Origin of the sequence: Streptomyces lothianensis (assembly GCF_047779955.1) — a bacterium.
Classification (GTDB): Bacteria; Actinomycetota; Actinomycetes; order Streptomycetales; family Streptomycetaceae; genus Streptomyces.
Genome location: NZ_JBLMKT010000023.1, coordinates 140,855 through 159,891, shown reverse-complemented (window position 1 = coordinate 159,891; position 19,037 = coordinate 140,855). Strand labels below are relative to the sequence as shown.

Below are 19,037 nucleotides of genomic sequence, written 5' to 3'. Positions count from 1 at the left end.
ATGAACCTGGAACTCAGCGAAGAGCAGACGGCCGTGCGCGAGCTGGCCCGGGAGTTCACACTCTGCGAGATCACCCCGCACGTCACCGAGTGGGACCGCGCCGAGCAGGTCGACCGCACCATCGTCAAGAAGCTCGGCGAGGTCGGCTTCCTCGGGCTCACCATCGACGAGCGCCACGGCGGCAGCGGCGGCGACCACCTCGCGTACTGCCTGGTCACCGAGGAGCTCGGCCGCGGCGACTCCTCGGTGCGCGGCATCGTCTCCGTCTCGCTCGGCCTCGTCGCCAAGACGGTCGCCGCCTGGGGGAGCGAGGAACAGAAGCAGCAGTGGCTGCCCGGCCTCACCTCCGGCGCGTACGTGGGCTGCTTCGGCCTCACCGAACCCGGCACCGGCTCGGACGCGGGCAACCTCACCACCAAGGCCGTACGCGACGGGGACACGTACCTCGTCACCGGCACCAAGATGTTCATCACCAACGGCACCTGGGCCGATGTCGTACTGCTCTTCGCGCGCACCGGCGAGGAGTCCGGCCACAAGGGCGTCTCCGCCTTCCTGATCCCCACCGACACCCCCGGCCTCACCCGTCGCGCCATCCACGGCAAGCTCGGGCTGCGCGGCCAGGCCACCGCCGAACTCGTCCTCGAAGACGTGCGGGTGCCCGCCGCCGCGATGCTCGGACCCGAGGGCAAGGGCTTCTCGGTCGCGATGTCCGCGCTGGCCAAGGGACGGATGTCCGTCGCGGCGGGCTGCGTCGGAATCGCCCAGGCCGCCCTGGACGCGGCGGTGCGGTACGCGGGGGAGCGCGAGCAGTTCGGCGGCCCGATCGCCCGCCACCAGCTGGTCCAGGAACTGATCAGCGACATCGCCGTCGACGTGGACGCGGCACGCCTGCTGACCTGGCGGGTCGCCGACCTCGTCGACCGAGGCCTGCCGTTCGCCACGGAGTCCTCCAAGGCCAAGCTCTTCGCCTCCGAGGCGGCCGTACGCGCGGCCAACAACTGCCTCCAGGTCTTCGGCGGCTATGGCTATATCGACGAGTACCCCGCGGGCAAGCTGCTGCGCGACGCCCGCGTCATGACCCTCTATGAGGGCACCTCGCAGATCCAGAAACTGCTCATCGGGCGTGCACTGACGGGGATTTCGGCGTTCTGAGCCGTGCCGTGCCGTGCCGTGCCGTGCGGTGCCGTGCCGGCCGAGCCGTGCCATGCCGTGCGGTGCCGCTCCATCCCTGTCGTGTCGGACCGTTCTGAGTACCGCATGAGTAGGTCGACGGATGTGGCAGGCCCCCCGCGCCCCACCCTGTCGAGAAGATCCTCGCCGAGCGCGACCCCTTCCGTAACACCGGCCCCTAAGCGCTTGCTCACCGCTCGGGGTATGGTGTTCGCCCGGTGACTTGAAGGGGTGAGCGATGACCGCGAGCGAGGAGATCCAGGACGTGCCCTGGGGCGACGTCACCCCCGACGCCGCCCGGCGGCTCATGGTCGCGGCGGTCGAGGCCTTCGCCGAACGCGGCTACCACGCGACCACGACCCGGGACATCGCGGGCCGCGCCGGGATGAGCCCCGCGGCGCTCTACATCCACTACAAGACCAAGGAAGAGCTGCTCCACCGGATCAGCGCCATCGGTCACACCAAGGCCCTGGAGATCCTGCAGACCGCCGCCGACGCCGAGGGCACCCCCGCCGAGCGCCTCGCGCAGGCCGTGCACCACTTCGTGGTCTGGCACGCCGGGCACCACACCACCGCCCGTGTCGTGCAGTACGAACTCGACGCGCTCGACGCCGAGCACCGCGCCGAGGTCGTCCAGCTGCGCCGGCAGTGCGATGCGGCGGTACGGCGGATCCTCACGGACGGCGTGAAGGCCGGCGACTTCGAGGTCCCGGACATCCCCGGCGCCACCCTCGCCGTGCTCTCGCTCTGCATCGACGTCGCCCGCTGGTTCAACGTCGCCGGACGCCGTACGCCCGACGAGGTCGGCGCCTCGTACGCCGACCTCGTCCTCAGGATGGTGGGGGCGCGCCCCCGCTCGTGAAGCCCGGGGTCCCTGGAAGCAGCGAGGCCCCTGGGAGCGGCTCCGGACCCCCGGAAGCAGCTCTAGAAGTAGAACCGCGAGACCGACTCCGCGACGCACGCCGGCTTCTCGCCGCCCTCGCGCTCCACGGTCACCGCCGTCGTCAGCTGCACCCCGCCGTCCGCGGTGTCGGTGACCTCCTTGAGCACCGCGGTAGCGCGCACCCGGGAGCCGGCCGGGAGCGGGGAGGGGAAACGGACCTTGTTGGTCCCGTAGTTGATGCCCATCTTCACGTTCTCCACCCGCATGATCTGCGGCACGAGGGTGGGCAGCAGCGACAGGGTCAGATAGCCGTGCGCGATGGTCGTCCCGAACGGGCCCGCGGCCGCCTTTTCCGGGTCCACATGGATCCACTGGTGGTCCCCGGTGGCCTCCGCGAAGAGATCGATCCGCTTCTGGTCGACCTCCAGCCACTCGTCGCCGCCGAGCTGCTCACCGATCGCCGCACGCAGTTCCTCGGCCGACCTGAAAATCCTGGGCTCTGCCATCTGTGTCCCTGCCTCCCATAGGTTGCTAAGCGCTTGCTCAGCATGGGTCCAGGTCCTTGCCCATGTCAACGGAGCGGCGGCGACGGGTCCGGGCGGAACGCAGCGACGTTCCTGGTGGAGACAGCGACGGTCCGGGCGGAGGCGGCGACCGTGGAGTCAGGGCGTACGACCGGTGCCGGTAGGGTCCATGACGTGCCCCCGCAGATCCCGGAGAAGATCCACGAACTGTCCGTCGGCCAGCTGTCCGCCCGCAGCGGAGCCGCCGTCTCGGCCCTGCACTTCTACGAGTCCAAGGGCCTCATCAGCAGCCGCCGCACCTCCGGCAACCAGCGCCGCTACAGCCGCGACGCGCTGCGCCGCGTCGCCTTCGTCCGCGCGGCACAACGCGTCGGCATCCCCCTGGCCACCATCCGCGACGCCCTCGCCGAACTCCCCGAGGAGCGCACCCCCAACCGCGAGGACTGGGCCCGCCTTTCTCGGGCCTGGCGCGGCGAACTCGACGAACGCATCAAACAGCTGGGCCGCCTGCGCGACCACCTCACCGACTGCATCGGCTGCGGCTGCCTCTCCCTGGAGACCTGCGTCCTGTCCAACCCGGACGACACCTTCGGCGAGAGCATGACGGGTTCGCGTCTGCTGCCCGAGGCGAAGGCGTAGAACCTGCGGTGGGCTGAATGCCGGAGCGGACGCGCGCCGCGGGAGCGGATGCGGAGCTGCTGCTCAAGGCGGAGCTGCTGCTCAAGGCAGAGCTGCTGCTCCGGTGGAGCCTCTGCTCAAGGCGGAGCTGCTCGGGATGGCCGAAGTTGAGCGGTGGGGAGTGCTACGAGGTGCGGTCGAAGACCTGAGCCACCAGCTCCGCGTTGTCCGTCGCCCGGCGTCCGTTCGGCAGGAGCAGCGTGTCCTCCAGGCCGATGCGTATGAGCAGGCCGCGCTCCAGGGCGAGGCGCAGTACCGGCCAGGTGCCGTCCTCCTCGCCGTGGAGGAGGACGGGACGGCCGTGGGATGTGCCGATTTCGGTGAGGAGGGCGGTGGCCGATGCCGCCGCGGTGTCGGCTGAGGGGTCCGTGACCTCGGCGAGGACCCGCAGGACCCGTGCGGACAGGGGAGAGTTGCGGAAGCGCGCGGGTCCCTCGGTTCCCGACCACAGGCCCGCCTCAACACCCACGCCCCGGTCGAGGAGCGCCGCGGCCACCTCCTCCGCCCCCGGCTCATGCCAGTTGACCGAGGCGTGGTCGGGCAGGACCGTCCATGAGCGGATCCGCTCGATCCGGCGCTCCGGGTCCGGCTCGGCCCAGGTGCCCGTGGTCACCCCGACGGGAACGCTCACCACCGAACGTATGGCCTCCAGCGTCGCCGCGACCGCCCGCGGGGACAAGGTGTCCTGGCCGCACGGGGACTTGGGATGCACATGCACATCGCGCGCTCCCGCGGCGACCGCGCGCGCCGCCGACCGGCCCATGTCCTCGGGGGACATGGGCACGGCCGCGCCGTCGGCGGTGCCGCGCGAGCCGTTGAGACAGACCTGGAGCCACACCATGCCCTCGATGGTGCCAGCCGCCACTGACAGTTCCGCCACCACGCCACCACGCCATCACGTCGCGTCGCGCGCCTGCGCGTCAGCGGCATGATCCGCCGGGCGGACCCCAGGCGGACGCCGCCGACAGCAGCGGGCGGGCTCCCCGTGCCCGTATCCGCTGCAGCGCCCGCGCGCTCAGCACCGGGCGCGGTACGACGATGCCGCAGCGCAGGCAGAGCGGGCCGGTGAAGGGTTCGTGGGTGAGGGCCTGCTCCCAGGCGATGTCCGCCGAGGCGCAGACGGGGCAGACCTCGCCGGGTTCCCGTTCCAGCGCGGATATCAGGCGTCGCAGCACGGCCCCGAGCGGTGCGACGGGGTGGACGGCCGGGTTCTCGCACCAGGCGATGCCATGGCCACCCCAGGTCAGCCGGTGCCAGTCGTCGATCACACCGGGGCGGCGCAGCCCGTCGTGCTTCTCGCGCCTGCGGCGGGTGGCGAACTCGGCCTCGTAGGCGAGCCACACGGACCGCGCCTCCTCGAGTTCGTCGAGCGCGGCGACCAGCCGGGCCGGGTCGGGGGAGCGGTCCTCGGGGCCCAAACCCGCCCGTGTGCACAGATGGTCCCATGTGGCACGGTGCCCGTACGGGGCGAACCTCTCGAGGCATTTGCGCAGCGAATAGCGGCGCAGCGCCAGGTCGTTGTGCGGTTCACGCACCTGTCTCGCGAGGCTACGGAATCCCGCCATCGCCACGCACCTCCGTCGGTGGTACTCGGACGTCGGAGTTTGGACGCAGCGGGGCGCGATTCGGCTCCATTGCGTTTCGATGCGGTTCCGAAGGGCGTTCCGGTGGGGGTGGGCCGCGGTCCCGACCGAAGCCGTGTTTTTGGCCCTGACCGGCCCGCCACCGTCCCGGGGGTCAGCGGTACGCCAGGTACTTCCGCCGTACGTCACGGAATTCGGACAGGTCCGATCGCCAGCCGCCGACCACCTCGTCGAGACCGGCCCCGGCGTCGATCATCGTGCGCACCCGGGTGGAACCGGTGAGCTTGTCGATCCAGTGGTCGGGCCGCCAGGCGAAGCCGCTCCAGGTCTGTTTGGCCGTGATCAGCAGGCCGATGCCGGTGCGGATCGCGTCGAAGGCCGCACGGTCGTGGACGTGCAGCTGCACCCCGCCGACGGTCCTGCCCTGGAACTTGGAGAACGTCGGCTTGTAGTACGCCTCACGGAAGTGCACACCGTCCAGGCCGAGTTCATTGGCCGCCTCCGCCCACCGGCGGTCGATCCCCTCGGCGCCGAGCAGCTCGAAGGGTCGGGTCGTCCCGCGGCCCTCGGAGAGGTTCGTGCCCTCGAACATGCAGGTGCCGGGGTAGACCAGGGCGGTCTCGGGCGTGGGCATGTTGGGGCTCGGCGGCACCCAGGGCAGGCCGGACTGGTCGTAGAACTCGTCCCGACGCCAGCCGGACATCAGGACGGTCTCCAGCGGAACGGGGGAGCTGAGGAACTCGCCGTTGTACAGCCTTGCCAGCTCGGCGACGGTCATGCCGTGCGCCTGCGCGATCGGCTCGCGGCCGACGAACGTCGCGAACTCCTTGTGCAGTACGGGGCCTTCGGCGGACCGGCCGGTGACGGGGTTCGGGCGGTCGAGCACGACGAAGCGCTTGCCGGCGAGCCGGGCGGCGACCATGCAGTCGTAGAGCGTCCAGATGTACGTGTAGAAGCGGGCGCCGGCGTCCTGGATGTCGAAGACGACCGTGTCCACGGCGGCGGCCGTGAAGATGTCGGCGAGCTCCTGGCCGCTCTTCAGGTACGTGTCGTACACGGGCAGGCCGGTGGCCGGGTCCTGGTAGAAGCCCTCCGAGCCGCCTGCCTGGGCGGTGCCGCGGAAGCCGTGCTCGGGGCCGAAGACGGCGACGAGGTCGACGCGTTCGTCGGCGTGCATCACGTCGACGATGTGGGTGGCGGTGCGGGTGATGCCGGTGGGGTTGGTGACGATGCCGGCGCGTTCGCCGTCGAGGACGGCGTATCCGTCGGCCTGGAGGCGCTCGAATCCGGTGCGGAAGGGGCCGCCCGGGCGGGGCGGGTGTGGGGCCGCGGTGGCGCGGGCGGCGGTGGTCGCGGCCGAGGCCGCGGTGGCGGTCAGGGCGGTGGCTGCGGTTGCGGTCGTGGCTGCGGTGAGCAGCGTCCGTCTGGAGGGGTGCGGCATGGGCTCTCCTTGCGTCCGCGGTGGCTGAGGTGAGGTGCGCCTGCGGCGGGCTTCCTTCCCCACCCCGCCCCTCCCCGAAACCGGGGGCTCTGCCCCGGCCCCCCCGTATCGCGCTGAACGCGCTCGGCCGCGAACGCCGGCCGGACTGGGGTGCTGGACCGGGCTTGGCCGCAAACGCCGACCGGGCTGAGCACATGTCTTCCCCAGTGACATACCGACCGGTTAGTCTGCCGCGTAGGCACACGTACCCGGGACGGAGACCCGTATGACCTTCGCGCAGCAGAACGCCATCGTCACCGGAGCCGGCAGCGGCATCGGGGCCGCTCTCGCGCGGCGGTTCGCGGGAGAAGGGGCCCGGGTCGTCGTCAACGACATCGACGAGGCGAAGGCGAAGGCCGTCGCCGAGGAGATCGGGGGGATCGCGGTCGCCGGTGACGCCTCGGCGATCGTCGAGGAGGCGCGCGAGGCCCTCGGCGGCACCGTCGACGTCTACTGCGCCAACGCCGGCCTCGCGAGCGGCGGCACCGAGGCCGCCGAGGAGCAGGTCTGGGCGCGCGCCTGGGATGTCAACGTCATGGCGCACGTCCGGGCGGCGCACGCCCTGCTCCCGCACTGGCTGGAGCGCGGCGCGGGCCGCTTCGTCTCCACCGTCTCCGCCGCCGGGCTGCTCACGATGGTCGGCGCCGCCCCGTACAGCGTCACCAAGCACGGCGCGTACGCTTTCGCGGAGTGGCTCTCCCTCACGTACCGCCACCGCGGCCTGAAGGTGCATGCGATCTGCCCGCAGGGTGTGCGCACCGACATGCTCACGGCGGCCGGTTCCGCCGGTGAGGTCGTGCTCGCGCCGACTGCGATCGAGCCGGAGGACGTTGCGGACGCGCTCGTCGCGGGCATCGAGGAGGACCGCTTCCTGATCCTTCCGCACCCGGAGGTCGCCGAGTACTACCGTGTGCGGGCCGCCGAGCCCGACCGCTGGCTCGCAGGCATGAACCATCTGCAGCAGAAGTGGGAGGCACACACCAAGTGACGTACGCCGAGAAGCCGTGGCTCGCGCGCCTGAGCGAGGCCCAGCGCGCCCCCGTGTCCCCGCCGCCGTCTGTCGTGCACAGCTTCCGGGCCGCCGCGGCAAAGGCCCCGGACCGTACGGCACTCGCGTATTTCGACGGCCGCCTGAGCTATGCAGAGGTGGAGGCGCTCTCCGATGCGGTGGCCGGTCATCTCGCCGCGCGCGGCATAGCCGAGGGCGACCGGGTCGCACTGATGCTGCAGAACTCCCCACACTTCGTGCTCGCCCTGCTCGGCGCCTGGAAGGCCGGCGCGACCGTGGTGCCCGTCAACCCCATGTACAAATCGGGGGAGGTGCGTCACGTCCTCCACGATGCCGGGGTCGCCGGACTCATCTGCGCGGACCGGGCCTGGGCCGGGTATCTGCGCGAGGCGGCCCGGGGCTCGGCGGTACGGGTCGTGCTTACCGCCTGCGAACTCGATCTGCAGACGCGCGGCGACCGACGGGTCCTCGACTTCGAGCGGGCCGAGCCGGCCGAGGACGCCGAGGACCTGATCACCGTCGCCCGGCGCGGTACGAAGGCCCCCGACGTGCCGCAGCGCACCGCCGCCGACGTGGCCCTGATCAGCTACACCTCCGGCACGAGCGGGCAGCCCAAGGGCGCAATGAACCTGCACGGCAACATCACCTACAACGCCGAGCGGCAGCGCGCGGGCCACCCGCTGGCCGAGGGCTCGGCCTACTTCGCGCTCGCCCCGCTGTTCCACATCACCGGCATGGTCTGCCAGCTCGCGGCCTGCGCCGCCAACGCGGGCACGCTCGTGCTCGCCTACCGCTTCCACCCGGGTGTCGTCCTCGACGCCTTCACCGAGCACCGGCCCGCCTACACGGTAGGCCCGTCCACCGCGTTCATGGCCCTCGCGGCCCATCCGGAAGCCACCCGCGAGCACTTCGCGTCCTTCCAGGTGATCTCCTCGGGCGGCGCGCCCGTGCCGCCCGCGCTCGTCGAGAAGTTCCGGGCCGGCTTCGGGCCGTACATACGAAACGGCTACGGCCTCACGGAGTGCACCGCCCCGTGCGCCTCCGTGCCCCCGCAGCACGAGGCCCCCGTCGACCCCGCCTCCGGCACCCTGTCCGTCGGTGTGCCGGGCCCGGACACCGTCGTGCGGATCGTCGACGAGGCTGGGCGGGAGGTGCCGTTCGGCGAGCAGGGCGAGATCCTGGTCTCCGGGCCGCAGGTCGTGCCGGGTTACTGGGAGCGGCCCGAGGCGACCGCCGAATCCTTCCCCGACGGGGAGCTGCGCACCGGCGACATCGGTTTCATGGACAGCGACGGCTGGCTGTATGTCGTGGACCGCAAGAAGGACATGATCAACGCCTCGGGGTTCAAGGTCTGGCCGCGCGAGGTCGAGGACGTCCTCTACACCCACCCCGCCGTCCGCGAGGCCGCCGTCGTCGGCGTCCCCGACAGCTACCGGGGCGAGAGCGTCAAGGCCTACGTCAGCCTGCGGCCCGGCGCCGGGGCCGACCCGGGCGAGCTCGTCGCGTACTGCGAGGAGCGACTCGCCGCGTACAAGTACCCTCGCGCGGTGCAGATCCTGCCGGAGCTGCCGAAGACGACCAGTGGCAAGATCCTCCGGAGGGAACTGCGCGAACGTGCGCGGTGACCGAAGGAGAAGGAGCGGAAGGCAGGTGGCGACAGTGCCGAGGACGACAGGGCAACGCGCGACGGAGCAGAGCGGCACACCCGTCCCGCAGCGGCTGCTCGCCGCCGCCACCCGGCTCTTCGCGGAGCAGGGCTACGACCGCACCTCGGTGCAGGAGATCGTGGAGGCGGCGGGCGTCACCAAGGGCGCGCTGTACCACTACTTCGGCTCCAAGGACGATCTGCTGCACGAGATCTACGCCCGGGTCCTCCGGCTCCAGCAGGAGCGGCTCGACGCCTTCGCCGAGGCCGAGGAGCCGGTCGAGCAGCGCGTGCGGGCCGCAGCGGCCGATGTCGTGGTCACTACGATCGAGAACCTCGACGACGCGCAGATCTTCTTCCGCTCCATGCACCACCTGAGCCCGGAGAAGAACAAGCAGGTGCGGGCCGAGCGCCGCCGCTACCACGAGCGTTTCCGCGCCCTCATCGAGGAAGGGCAGAAGACCGGGGTGTTCTCCTCGGCCACGCCCGCGGACCTGGTGGTCGACTACCACTTCGGCTCCGTGCACCATCTGTCGACCTGGTACCGGCCGGACGGGCCGCTGACACAGCAGCAGGTGGCCGACCACCTGGCCGATCTACTGCTGCGGGCGCTGCGGCCCTGACGGCCCGTCGCTGCAGCCCTGACGGCTCGGCGATGAGGCCCTGACGGCCGGGCGCTGCGACCGTGACGGCCGGGGTGGGTCCGGCGGACCCGCCCCGGCCCGCACTCAGAGGTACTTCTTCAGCTCCCGACGCGCCAGCGAGCGCTGGTGCACCTCGTCCGGCCCGTCCGCGATCATCAGCGTCCGGGCCCCGGCGTACAGCTCGGCGAGCGGGAAGTCCTGGCTGACCCCGCCCGCGCCGTGCAGCTGAATCGCCTTGTCGATAATCCCGACGACCGTACGAGGCGTCGCGATCTTGATGGACTGGATCTCGGTGTGCGCGCCCTTGTTGCCGACCGTGTCCATCAGCCACGCGGTCTTCAGGACCAGCAGCCGCAGCTGCTCGACGGCCACGCGGGCATCGGCGATCCACTCGTGGATCACACCCTGCTGGGCGAGCGGCCTGCCGAAGGCCGTACGCGACACCGCACGCCTGCACATCAGCTCGATCGCGGCCTCCGCCATGCCGATGAGGCGCATGCAGTGGTGGATACGGCCCGGGCCGAGCCGCGCCTGGGCGATGGCGAAGCCGCCGCCCTCCTCGCCGATCAGGTTGCCCGCCGGTACACGTACGTTGTCGAAGATCACCTCGGCGTGCCCGCCGTGCCAGTGGTCCTCGTAGCCGAACACCCGCATGGCGCGGCGGACCTCCAGGCCCGGGGTGTCGCGCGGGACGAGGATCATGGACTGCTGGCGGCGGATGTCCTCGCCGTCCGGGTCGGTCTTGCCCATCACGATGAAGATCCGGCAGTCCGGGTTCATCGCCCCGGAGATGTACCACTTGCGGCCGTTGATGACGTACTCGTCGCCCTCGCGCTCGATGCGCGTCTCGATGTTCGTCGCGTCCGAGGAGGCCACCTCGGGCTCGGTCATCGCGAAGGCCGAACGGATCTCACCGGCGAGCAGCGGCTGAAGCCACTGCTTCTTCTGCTGCTCGCTGCCGAACTGGTGCAGCACCTCCATGTTGCCGGTGTCGGGGGCCGCGCAGTTCAGCGCGGTGGGTGCCAGATGCGGGGCGCGGCCGGTGATCTCGGCGAGCGGCGCGTACTGCAGATTGGTCAGCCCCGCCCCGTACTCGGAATCCGGCAGGAAGAGGTTCCACAGGCCCTGCCTTTTCGCCTCGGCCTTGACCTCCTCGACGACCGGCGGCACCAGCCACGGCGATTCGAGGTGTGCGGCCTGTTCGTGCATCACAGCCTGCGCCGGGTACACATGCTCGTCCATGAAGGCGAGCAGCCTGGCGCGCAGTTCCTCGGTGCGGGCGTCGAATGCGAAGTCCATACGGAATCAGCCTTCCTGAAGGGTGGTCAGGCCGTGCTCGATGAAGACGGGGACGAGTTCGCCGATCCGGTCGAAGCCGGCGCCGACGGTCTGGCCGAGGGTGTAGCGGTAGTGGATGCCCTCGAGGATCACGGCGAGCTTGAACCAGGCGAAGGCCGTGTACCAGCGGACGGCCGAGACATCGCGGCCCGAGCGCTCGGCGTAGCGCTCGATCAGTTCCTGCGGCGAGGGGTGGCCGGCCGCCGACGCGGTGGTGCTGATGGGGGAGTTGTCGAGAGCGAGCGGCTCGCTGTACATGATGAGCAGCCCGAGGTCGGTGAGCGGATCGCCGAGCGTGGACATCTCCCAGTCCAGGATGGCCTTGATCCGGTCGCCCTCGCCGATCAGCACGTTGTCGAGACGGTAGTCGCCGTGCACCACGGTCGGCGCTGGCGAGACGGGCATGGCGCGGCCGAGCGCGGCGTGCAGTTCGTCGATGCCGGCGAGATCGCGGTTGCGGGAGGCGTCGAGCTGCTTGCCCCAGCGTCGCAGCTGCCGGTCGAGGAAGCCCTCCGGCCGCCCGAAGTCCCCGAGGCCGACCGCCCCCGGGTCCACCGCGTGCAGCTCGACGAGCGTGTCCACCAGCGAGAACAGCGCCGCACGGGTCCGCTCGGGACCGATCGGCGCCAGTTCCTGGGCGGTGCGGTACGGGGTGCCGTCCACGAACTCCATCACGTAGAACGGCGCGCCGATGACCTCCTCGTCCTCGCACAGGAGCAGCGGCCGGGGCACCGGCACGTCCGTCGGGTACAGGGCCTCGATCACCCGGTGCTCACGCTTCATGTCATGCGCGGTGGCCAGTACGTGACCGAGCGGCGGGCGTCGTACCACCCAGTGCGAGGAGCCGTCGGTGACGTCGTACGTGAGGTTCGACCGGCCGCCCTCGATGTGCCGCCCTCGCAGCGGGCCCTGGACGAGACCGGGGATCTCTCGGTCGAGCCGGTCGCGCAGCCGGTCCAGATCGAGACCCGGCAGCTGATCTGAGCTCATACGTCGCTCTCCTCGTGGTGGACTTGAGAGTATGATGCCGACCAGTCGGTATGTAGTCCAGTGCGGGAGCGTCACGTGATCTGATTCTCGTGACCGTACGGGAGATTCGCATGACCGTACGGGAGATTCCCGTGGTCGTACGGGAGATTCCCGTGGTCGTACGGGAGGATTCCGTGGCCGTACGGGAGGATTCCGTGGCCGTACGGGAGGAATATGCCGCTTCGGTCAGTGGACGATCGTCACCGCGCACACCGTCAGGGCCAGCGTGCACCCCACCGCACCCCACGCCGCCCGCACGGAGAGCACCGCGGGGCGCGGCACGCTCAGGGCGTGCATCCGCCGGTGCGCCAGGGTGACGAACGCCAGCCACACGCACAGCGTGGCCGCCAGCGCGAGCAGGCCCGGCGCCGAAGGGCCGCCGCGCAGGGTCTGCCTGGCGGCGAGCGCCGCGGCCACCGTGCAGGACAGGGTCGTACGCCGCCAGGCCAGGCGGGTGCGTTCGGGCTGCAGCCCGGGATCGCGCGCCTCGGCGGCAGCCGGCGGCCGGCCGGAGCTCACTGCTCGTCCCAGCCGAACAGCACCACCACGACCATGATCAGCGCGACCGCGCCGACCGCGAGACTCAGCAGGGCCGGGAAGCGGGTCACCGGCAGATCCTCGCCGCGGCGCATCGCCAGCTCGCAGCGCACCCAGTGGTTCACCGCCCGCAGCGAGCACAGCGCGCCCACCGTGAGCAGGCTCAGCGCGAGCCCGATCCGCCAGGCCCAGCGCAGGTCCGGCAGGAACTGGTCGACCGCGAAACCGCCCCCGATCAGCGCGAGGGCGGTCCGTACCCAGGCGAGGAAGGTCCGTTCGTTGGCGAGTGAGAAGCGGTAGTCGGGGGTCTCGCCCTCGTCCCGTACCCGGGCGGGCGCGAACCACAGCCGCACTGCTGACAGGAGCCCGTTCACGTCCCGCACCCTATCCCCGGAGGATCACCGGCATGGGATGCCGGTTCCGGGAGGTCCTTCAGCCGGTGCGGTGCGGTGCGGTGCGGTGCGGTGCGGTGCGCCAGTGCCGGTGCCGACGTCGGTGCCAGTGCCGGTGCCGGGAGGCTCCTCACCTCTCCGGTGTGGTGCCCTGTGCCCGGAAGTCCTGCAGGCGCCGGTAGGCGTCGACGCCGTCCGGCGTCCACTCCCAGGTGCCGAGCAGCGGCTCCAGCTCCTCCTCGGTGACGAAACCGTGCCAGTCGATCTCGGACTCCTGCGGGGAGACGGGGAGGTCGCAGCGCACCTCGTACACGGTGGACCACCAGCTCCAGCCGTCCCCCTCGTACAGGAACTTGAACAGCGGAGTCGGCTGCGGCAGGCCCGAGACGCCCAGCTCCTCCTCGGCCTCGCGCAGCGCCGCCTCGTCGTAGGACTCGCCCGCACCGACGACCCCGCCGACGAACGTGTCGTAGAAGGAGGGGAAGACGGCCTTCGTCGGCGTCCTGCGGTGCACGAAGATCCGCCCTTCGGCGTCCCGCGCCTGGACGAAGACGCAGCGGTGCCGCAGCCGGGCGCGGGTCGCCTCGGTGCGCGGGGAGCGGCCGATGACGCGGTCCTCGGCGTCCACGATGTCGATGATCTCGTCGGCCTGTCCGGCCCCGTCGCCCTTGCCCGCAGTCGTCCTGTCGCCGCTCATACGGGACATCCAACCGCACAGCCTCCAGGCTCAACCGCACAGCCCCCCAGGCTCAACCGCACAGCCCCCAGGCTCAGGCCACTGCCCGGGCGAGCCCCGGCTCGCGGGTCACGGTGCCGGCGGGCATCGACGGATGGCGGCACAGCAGCACGATCCCCGTCACGATCGCGAGCAGCCCCAGCGCCTGAAAGGTCAGCGCCCCGGCGTCCGTCCGCAGCCGGTCGCCGAGGAACCCGACCCCGCAGAAGATCCCGGCCAGCGGCTGGGCCGCGGTCAGGGCCGGCAGCGAGCTGCGCAGCGGCGCCATCTCGAAGGCGCTCTGCACGAGCAGCAGCCCGGCCAGGCCGAGCACGAGAACCCCGTACGGCTGCCAGGAGGTGAGCAGCCCGAGCAGGCCCGCCTCGCCCGAGACCAGCTGGCCGCTGACGCGGGTGAGCGCGTCCTGCAGTCCGTACAGGAGGCCGCCCGCCGCGCCGAGCAGCGCCGGGCCGACGCCGAGGCGGAAGCGGCGCGCGAACGCGGTCAGGACGGCCGCCGCACCGAGTACCGTGCCGGCCACCAGCCAGAGCGGCAGCGGCCCCGCGGCCGCGTCCGAGCCCTCGGGGTGCCCGGCGACCAGGAAGGCGCTCACGCCGCCCGCGAGCAGCAGCAGGCCGCCCCAGCCCTGGCGTCCGAGCCGGTGCCCGGTGAGGCGGCGCACCAAGGCCATCGCGAACAGCAGATGGGTGGCGAGCAGCGGTTCGACCAGGGACATCTCGCCCTGGGCGAGGGCGAAGGCACCGAGCGCGGTACCGCCCGACATCAGCGCGATCCCGGCCAGCCAGCGCGGCATGCGTACGAGATCGAGCAGCAGCCTGGGCGAGAGGAAGTCGCCGAGCGGGGCGCGCCGGGCGGCTGTCTGCTGCAGTACGAAGCCGAAGCCCAGGCAGCAGGCGGCGCCGAGCGAGAGGAGCAGGATGGTCAGACTCACGGAAGGGACCTCGGGGGAGCGGGTCGTGCGTGGTGACTTGGGTGACCGTAGCGGGATTCATCACTTGATCGCCTTTCCCTGTGAGGTTTGCCACACGGTTGACGGGCGGTCGTCGTGAGCCGAGGATCTGACCGACCAGTAGTTATGTGAACCGGCTGCCCCGGATTCGAACCGGAGCCTGACAGAGCCGGACCTGACAGAAACGGACGGCGACGATGGCGTACGACGCAGATGTGATCGTGATCGGAGCGGGCCTGGCAGGCCTGGTGGCCACCGCGGAACTCGTCGACGCCGGCCGCAAGGTGATCCTCCTCGACCAGGAGCCCGAGCAGTCGATCGGCGGCCAGGCGCACTGGTCCTTCGGCGGCCTCTTCTTCGTCGACTCGCCCGAGCAACGCCGGCTGCGCATCAAGGACCACCACGATCTGGCCCTGCAGGACTGGATGGGCACGGCGGGCTTCGACCGCGAGGAGGACCACTGGCCGCGCAAATGGGCCGAGGCCTACGTGGACTTCGCGGCCGGTGAGAAGCGCTCCTGGCTGCACGGGCAGGGCGTCCGCTTCTTCCCGGTGGTCGGCTGGGCCGAGCGCGGCGGCTACGACGCCACCGGCCACGGCAACTCCGTACCTCGTTTCCACATCACCTGGGGCACCGGACCAGGCCTCGTGGCCCCCTTCGAGCGGCGGGTGCGCGAGGGCGTGGCGCGCGGCCTGGTCGAGCTGAGATTCCGCCACCGGGTCACCGGCCTGTCCCGCAGCGCGGGCGCGGTCGACACCGTCAGTGGCGAGATCCTCGAAGCCTCCTCGATCGAGCGCGGCCAGGAATCGAGCCGCACGGCCACCGGCACCTTCGAACTCAGGGCCCAGGCGGTGATCGTCACTTCGGGCGGCATCGGCGGCAATCACGACCTGGTGCGCAAGGCCTGGCCCACCCGCCTCGGCAAGGCTCCCGAGAAGCTGCTCTCCGGCGTCCCCGCCCACGTCGACGGGCTGATGTTGGGCATCACGGAGCAGGCGGGCGGCCGTCTGATCAACGGCGACCGCATGTGGCACTACACCGAGGGCATCGAGAACTGGAACCCCATCTGGCGGCGGCACGGCATCCGCATCCTGCCCGGACCGTCCTCGCTCTGGCTCGACGCCCGCGGAAAGCGCCTGCCGGTGCCGCTCTTCCCCGGCTTCGACACGCTCGGCACCCTCGAACACATCATGCACAGCGGCCACGACTACACCTGGTTCGTGCTCAACCAGCGCATCATCGGCAAGGAGTTCACCCTCTCCGGCTCCGAGCAGAACCCCGATCTGACCGGCAAGTCGGTACGCGGTGTCATCGACCGGGCGCGTGCGGATGTGCCCGCGCCCGTCCAGGCGTTCATGGACCACGGCGTCGACTTCGTCGTCGAGCACGATCTGCCCTCGCTGGTGCGCGGGATGAACGCGCTCACCAAGGAAGCCCTGATCGACGAGGCGGAGCTGCGGCGCGAGATCACCGCGCGCGACCGCGAGATCGCCAACCCGTTCACCAAGGACCTGCAGATCACCGCGATGCGCGGCTCGCGCAAGTTCCTCGGCGACAAGCTGATCCGCACCGCCGCCCCGCACCGGATCCTCGACCCGAAGGCGGGCCCGCTGGTCGCCGTCCGCCTCAACATCCTCACCCGCAAATCACTCGGTGGCCTGGAGACCGACCTCTCCTCCCGGGTCCTCACGGCCGACGGCGAGGCTTCTTCTGCCTCTTCGAGCAGGGGATGCCCCCTGCCCGGTGTGTACGCGGCGGGTGAGGCGGCCGGGTTCGGCGGCGGAGGCGTGCACGGGTACCGGGCCCTGGAGGGCACGTTCCTCGGCGGCTGCATCTTCTCCGGACGGGCCGCGGGACGCGCGGCGGCGAAAGCCGTCGGCTAGCCGTTCTCGGTTCCCCGGTACGGGTAGGGGTGGTCGATCCGTTCGACCACCCGGAACCGTTCCGCCACCACCAGGGTCTCGTCCGTGACGTGGAAGTCCGGATCCCCCAGCTCGGCGCGCACCTCGGGGCTGTGCCAGAACTCCTCGTGCGCGGCGCGCCATGCGGCCAGCGTCGTATGGCCCTCGCCCTCGTCGATCGCGTGCCGCAGGTCCACCTCGGCGATCGGCAGGACCCGTATCCCGGTGGTCTCGACGACGGCGACCACGCGCAGGTCGGAGTCGATCAGTGCGGCGCGCTGTCCGACGGCCGGCAGCTCCTCCGCCGGGTCGAAGAGCCCCGTGGTGGAGGTCTTCGCACCATCGAGCACGGCGGCGACCAGTTGGTCGCGCAGCGGGCCGGGGAAGGCGAGTTCGAAGGGGGCGAGATCCGTCGGGTCCGTCATGGGGATCACCCTAGGCGCGATCCGGGATCCGGGATCACGCCGGGCAAGAGGTGACGAAAGCCTGACGTGGGGCCGTCGCCCCTTCACCGCGCGTCCGTGACGTGCTCGAATCGTGCTGTGAACTCACTGACGCCCCACGACGAGACGGCGGACGGCCGGGGCAGTCCCGAGGACCGCGACGCCCCGGACATCCCCGACGCCGCGGACGGCCGGGGGAGCCCGGTCGGGCGGCGGGTCCTGCTCGGCATGCTCGGGCTCGGCGCCGCCGGAATCGCGGCCGCTCCCGTGCTGCAGCGGGCCGTCGAGGCCGTGGCCGCCAAGGACCCCACGGGCCTGACCGACGTGCTGCCCGCGGGCGGCGGCTTCCGCTACTACTCCGTGGTGGCCTCCGTACCGCACAAGGACGCGGAGACCTACCGCCTCACCGTCGACGGGCTCGTCGAGAACAAGGCCACGTACACCCTCGACGAACTGCGCGCGCTCCCGCAGACCCGGATCGTCCGCGACGTCCAGTGCGTCACCGGCTGGCGGGTGCTCGACACGCCTTTCCAGGGCGTGCAGCTGTCCACGCTTCTCGACGCAGCAGGCGTGCGTCCCGAAGCGCGCGCCGTGCGCTTCGAGTGCTTCGACGGCGCGTACAGCGAGAGCCTGACGCTGCGGCAGGCCCGCCGCAAGGACGTCCTGGTCGCCCACCGCATGCGGGACAAGGACCTTCCGCACGCACACGGCGGCCCGGTCCGCCTCTACGTCGCCCCCATGTACTTCTACAAATCGGCCAAGTGGCTCTCCCGGATCACCGTCACCGACAAGGTCGTCCCCGGCTACTGGGAGGAGCGAGGCTATGACATCGACGCCTGGGTCGGCCGGTCCAACGGCCGCGAAGACGACCCCACCGCCTGAACAACCGCCCGCTGAACAATCGCCCGCTGAACAACCGCCCGTTGAACAGCCCCCGGCTGAACCGTCGGCCCGGGTACGCCGTTTCACCCGCGCCGAACGCTGGATCCACCGCGGCACGGCGACCCTCATGGCGGTGTGCCTGTTCTCGGCGGCCTGTCTGTATCTGCCGTCCCTGGCCCAACTGGTCGGCCGCCGTCACCTGGTGGTCACGGTCCACGAGTGGTCGGGCCTGCTGCTGCCCGCGCCCTTCCTCCTGGGCCTGCTCTCCCGCGCCTTCCGCGCCGACCTGCGCCGCCTCAACCGCTTCGGCCCGCACGATAGGCAGTGGTGGCGCGCGGCACTGCGCCGCGAGAAGGGCCCGCGCCCTGCCGGGAAGTTCAACGCCGGCCAGAAGTCCTACGCGGCGTGGATCGCCGGAGCGAGCCTGGTGATGCTCGGTACGGGCCTGCTCATGTGGTTCACCGGCCTCGCGCCGCTGACCTGGCGCACGGGCGCGACCTTCGTCCACGACTGGCTGGCCCTGGCCGTCTCGATCGTCCTGGCCGGACACATCGCCAAGGCCCTCGCCGACCCCGAAGCCCGCCGCGGCCTCAGAACGGGCTCGGTGGACCGTGCCTGGGCGGAGCGGGAGCATCCGCTGTGGCGCGACAGGTGAAGCCCGGTTCGGTGGGGGAGCAGTGGATCAGCGACGTACGCCGAACCACTGCTCGGCGCCGAACTCCTCGAACCGCTCCACCTCGGTGAAGCCGAGCTTCAGCGCAAGGCGCATCGAGCGCTCGTTGGCGGTCTGGGTGCAGAGCACCACGGGCTCGTCAGGCAGCTTCTCCGCACACCAGCCGAGAGCCGCCGCGCAGGCTTCCGCGGCGTATCCGCGCCCCCACGCCCGCGGCAGGAACATATAGCCGAGTTCGACCTCCTGGACGCCGGGGTCGGTGTGGCCGGGCCGCCCGACATCGCGCCGGTCGATGGTGAGGCTCCCGATCATTGCTCCGTCGAGGGTGACCACGAAGATTCCGGGCCGCCGCCCCGGCACCTCGGGCACCGCCCGTTCGAGCTCCTCGACAGGGCGAGCACCGCCGAGGTAGGTGTTCACCTCCGGTGTGGAGAACAGCTCGATGAACGCCGCGCGGTCCCCTGCCTCGGCCTCCCTGAGCACGAGCCGTTCGGTGCGTATCGGGGCGGGCGGCCAGGTGACGGGTCCGAGGTCTGCCATG

22 protein-coding genes are annotated in these 19,037 nt (G+C 71.2%); 10 read left to right on the top strand and 12 right to left on the bottom strand.

What is annotated here, in order from left to right; all coding sequences use genetic code 11:
• Complete coding sequence (locus ACLF6P_RS06715; protein ID WP_415948930.1) at positions 1 to 1,152, top strand: acyl-CoA dehydrogenase family protein; 1,152 nt, start codon at positions 1 to 3, stop codon at positions 1,150 to 1,152.
• Between the two features lie 256 nt (positions 1,153 to 1,408).
• Positions 1,409 to 2,032 carry a TetR/AcrR family transcriptional regulator gene (locus ACLF6P_RS06710; RefSeq protein ID WP_415948839.1) on the top strand — a complete coding sequence of 208 codons (624 nt, stop codon included), beginning with the start codon at positions 1,409 to 1,411 and terminating at the stop codon, positions 2,030 to 2,032.
• A gap of 62 nt (positions 2,033 to 2,094) precedes the next feature.
• On the opposite strand, the gene ACLF6P_RS06705 is transcribed toward ACLF6P_RS06710, so the two are convergent.
• Positions 2,095 to 2,559: a MaoC family dehydratase gene (locus tag ACLF6P_RS06705; RefSeq protein ID WP_415948837.1), complete on the bottom strand. Its 465-nt coding sequence runs from the start codon at positions 2,557 to 2,559 to the stop codon at positions 2,095 to 2,097.
• Positions 2,560 to 2,751: 192 nt separating this feature from the next.
• Between ACLF6P_RS06705 and soxR the strand changes: the two genes are divergently transcribed.
• A complete protein-coding gene (gene soxR / locus ACLF6P_RS06700; protein WP_415948835.1) occupies positions 2,752 to 3,216 on the top strand; it encodes a redox-sensitive transcriptional activator SoxR in 465 nt (154 codons plus the stop codon).
• 17 nt (positions 3,217 to 3,233) lie between these two features.
• Positions 3,234 to 3,404: a hypothetical protein gene (locus ACLF6P_RS06695; RefSeq protein WP_415948833.1), complete on the top strand. Its 171-nt coding sequence runs from the start codon at positions 3,234 to 3,236 to the stop codon at positions 3,402 to 3,404.
• On the opposite strand, the gene ACLF6P_RS06690 is transcribed toward ACLF6P_RS06695, so the two are convergent.
• From ACLF6P_RS06690 to ACLF6P_RS06680, 3 genes are all read right to left on the bottom strand, one after another.
• Complete coding sequence (locus ACLF6P_RS06690; RefSeq protein WP_415948928.1) at positions 3,380 to 4,096, bottom strand: 3-keto-5-aminohexanoate cleavage protein; 717 nt, start codon at positions 4,094 to 4,096, stop codon at positions 3,380 to 3,382. The genes ACLF6P_RS06695 and ACLF6P_RS06690 overlap by 25 nt on opposite strands.
• A gap of 79 nt (positions 4,097 to 4,175) precedes the next feature.
• Entirely contained in the window at positions 4,176 to 4,820 is a 645-nt protein-coding gene (locus tag ACLF6P_RS06685) for a hypothetical protein (RefSeq protein WP_415948831.1), read from the bottom strand.
• A gap of 172 nt (positions 4,821 to 4,992) precedes the next feature.
• A complete protein-coding gene (locus ACLF6P_RS06680; protein ID WP_415948830.1) occupies positions 4,993 to 6,279 on the bottom strand; it encodes an exo-beta-N-acetylmuramidase NamZ family protein in 1,287 nt (428 codons plus the stop codon).
• A gap of 265 nt (positions 6,280 to 6,544) precedes the next feature.
• Between ACLF6P_RS06680 and ACLF6P_RS06675 the strand changes: the two genes are divergently transcribed.
• Genes ACLF6P_RS06675 through ACLF6P_RS06665 form a run of 3 tightly spaced genes read left to right on the top strand, consistent with a single transcriptional unit; the run spans position 6,545 to position 9,595 of the window.
• Complete coding sequence (locus ACLF6P_RS06675) at positions 6,545 to 7,306, top strand: SDR family oxidoreductase (protein WP_415948829.1); 762 nt, start codon at positions 6,545 to 6,547, stop codon at positions 7,304 to 7,306.
• Positions 7,303 to 8,952 (top strand): class I adenylate-forming enzyme family protein, encoded by a 1,650-nt coding sequence (locus tag ACLF6P_RS06670; protein WP_415948827.1) that lies wholly within the window; start codon positions 7,303 to 7,305, stop codon positions 8,950 to 8,952. Before ACLF6P_RS06675 ends, ACLF6P_RS06670 begins: the two co-directional genes overlap by 4 nt.
• Positions 8,953 to 8,977: 25 nt before the next feature.
• Positions 8,978 to 9,595, top strand: a complete 618-nt coding sequence (locus ACLF6P_RS06665) for a TetR/AcrR family transcriptional regulator (RefSeq protein WP_415948825.1) — start codon at positions 8,978 to 8,980, stop codon at positions 9,593 to 9,595.
• 105 nt (positions 9,596 to 9,700) lie between these two features.
• Here ACLF6P_RS06665 and ACLF6P_RS06660 read toward each other — a convergent pair whose 3' ends face one another.
• The 6 genes from ACLF6P_RS06660 to ACLF6P_RS06635 form a co-directional block, all read right to left on the bottom strand.
• Positions 9,701 to 10,915, bottom strand: a complete 1,215-nt coding sequence (locus ACLF6P_RS06660) for an acyl-CoA dehydrogenase family protein (protein WP_415948823.1) — start codon at positions 10,913 to 10,915, stop codon at positions 9,701 to 9,703.
• Positions 10,916 to 10,921: 6 nt separating this feature from the next.
• On the bottom strand, positions 10,922 to 11,944 hold the full coding sequence (locus ACLF6P_RS06655; RefSeq protein ID WP_415948821.1) for a phosphotransferase family protein: 1,023 nt from the start codon (positions 11,942 to 11,944) through the stop codon (positions 10,922 to 10,924).
• 225 nt (positions 11,945 to 12,169) lie between these two features.
• Positions 12,170 to 12,502, bottom strand: coding sequence for a DUF202 domain-containing protein (locus ACLF6P_RS06650; protein WP_415948819.1), 333 nt, complete (start codon positions 12,500 to 12,502; stop codon positions 12,170 to 12,172).
• Positions 12,499 to 12,894, bottom strand: coding sequence for a YidH family protein (locus tag ACLF6P_RS06645; protein WP_415948818.1), 396 nt, complete (start codon positions 12,892 to 12,894; stop codon positions 12,499 to 12,501). Before ACLF6P_RS06645 ends, ACLF6P_RS06650 begins: the two co-directional genes overlap by 4 nt.
• A 148-nt stretch (positions 12,895 to 13,042) precedes the next feature.
• Positions 13,043 to 13,609, bottom strand: a complete 567-nt coding sequence (locus ACLF6P_RS06640; RefSeq protein WP_415948816.1) for an NUDIX hydrolase — start codon at positions 13,607 to 13,609, stop codon at positions 13,043 to 13,045.
• A gap of 73 nt (positions 13,610 to 13,682) precedes the next feature.
• Positions 13,683 to 14,579 (bottom strand): DMT family transporter, encoded by an 897-nt coding sequence (locus ACLF6P_RS06635; RefSeq protein ID WP_415948815.1) that lies wholly within the window; start codon positions 14,577 to 14,579, stop codon positions 13,683 to 13,685.
• A 215-nt stretch (positions 14,580 to 14,794) separates the two neighbouring features.
• Between ACLF6P_RS06635 and ACLF6P_RS06630 the strand changes: the two genes are divergently transcribed.
• Positions 14,795 to 16,480, top strand: a complete 1,686-nt coding sequence (locus ACLF6P_RS06630) for an FAD-binding dehydrogenase (protein WP_415948813.1) — start codon at positions 14,795 to 14,797, stop codon at positions 16,478 to 16,480.
• Here ACLF6P_RS06630 and ACLF6P_RS06625 read toward each other — a convergent pair.
• Positions 16,477 to 16,923, bottom strand: a complete 447-nt coding sequence (locus tag ACLF6P_RS06625; RefSeq protein WP_415948812.1) for an ASCH domain-containing protein — start codon at positions 16,921 to 16,923, stop codon at positions 16,477 to 16,479. The genes ACLF6P_RS06630 and ACLF6P_RS06625 overlap by 4 nt on opposite strands.
• 117 nt (positions 16,924 to 17,040) lie before the next feature.
• Between ACLF6P_RS06625 and ACLF6P_RS06620 the strand changes: the two genes are divergently transcribed.
• Positions 17,041 to 17,823: a molybdopterin-dependent oxidoreductase gene (locus tag ACLF6P_RS06620; RefSeq protein ID WP_415948810.1), complete on the top strand. Its 783-nt coding sequence runs from the start codon at positions 17,041 to 17,043 to the stop codon at positions 17,821 to 17,823.
• The gene (locus ACLF6P_RS06615; RefSeq protein WP_415948808.1) at positions 17,765 to 18,478 is read left to right on the top strand and encodes a cytochrome b/b6 domain-containing protein; all 714 of its coding nucleotides are present in this window, start codon (positions 17,765 to 17,767) and stop codon (positions 18,476 to 18,478) included. Before ACLF6P_RS06620 ends, ACLF6P_RS06615 begins: the two co-directional genes overlap by 59 nt.
• Positions 18,479 to 18,505: 27 nt before the next feature.
• Here the strand turns inward: ACLF6P_RS06615 and ACLF6P_RS06610 are convergent, their stop codons facing one another.
• A complete protein-coding gene (locus ACLF6P_RS06610; RefSeq protein ID WP_415948807.1) occupies positions 18,506 to 19,036 on the bottom strand; it encodes a GNAT family N-acetyltransferase in 531 nt (176 codons plus the stop codon).
• Position 19,037 lies beyond the last annotated feature (1 nt).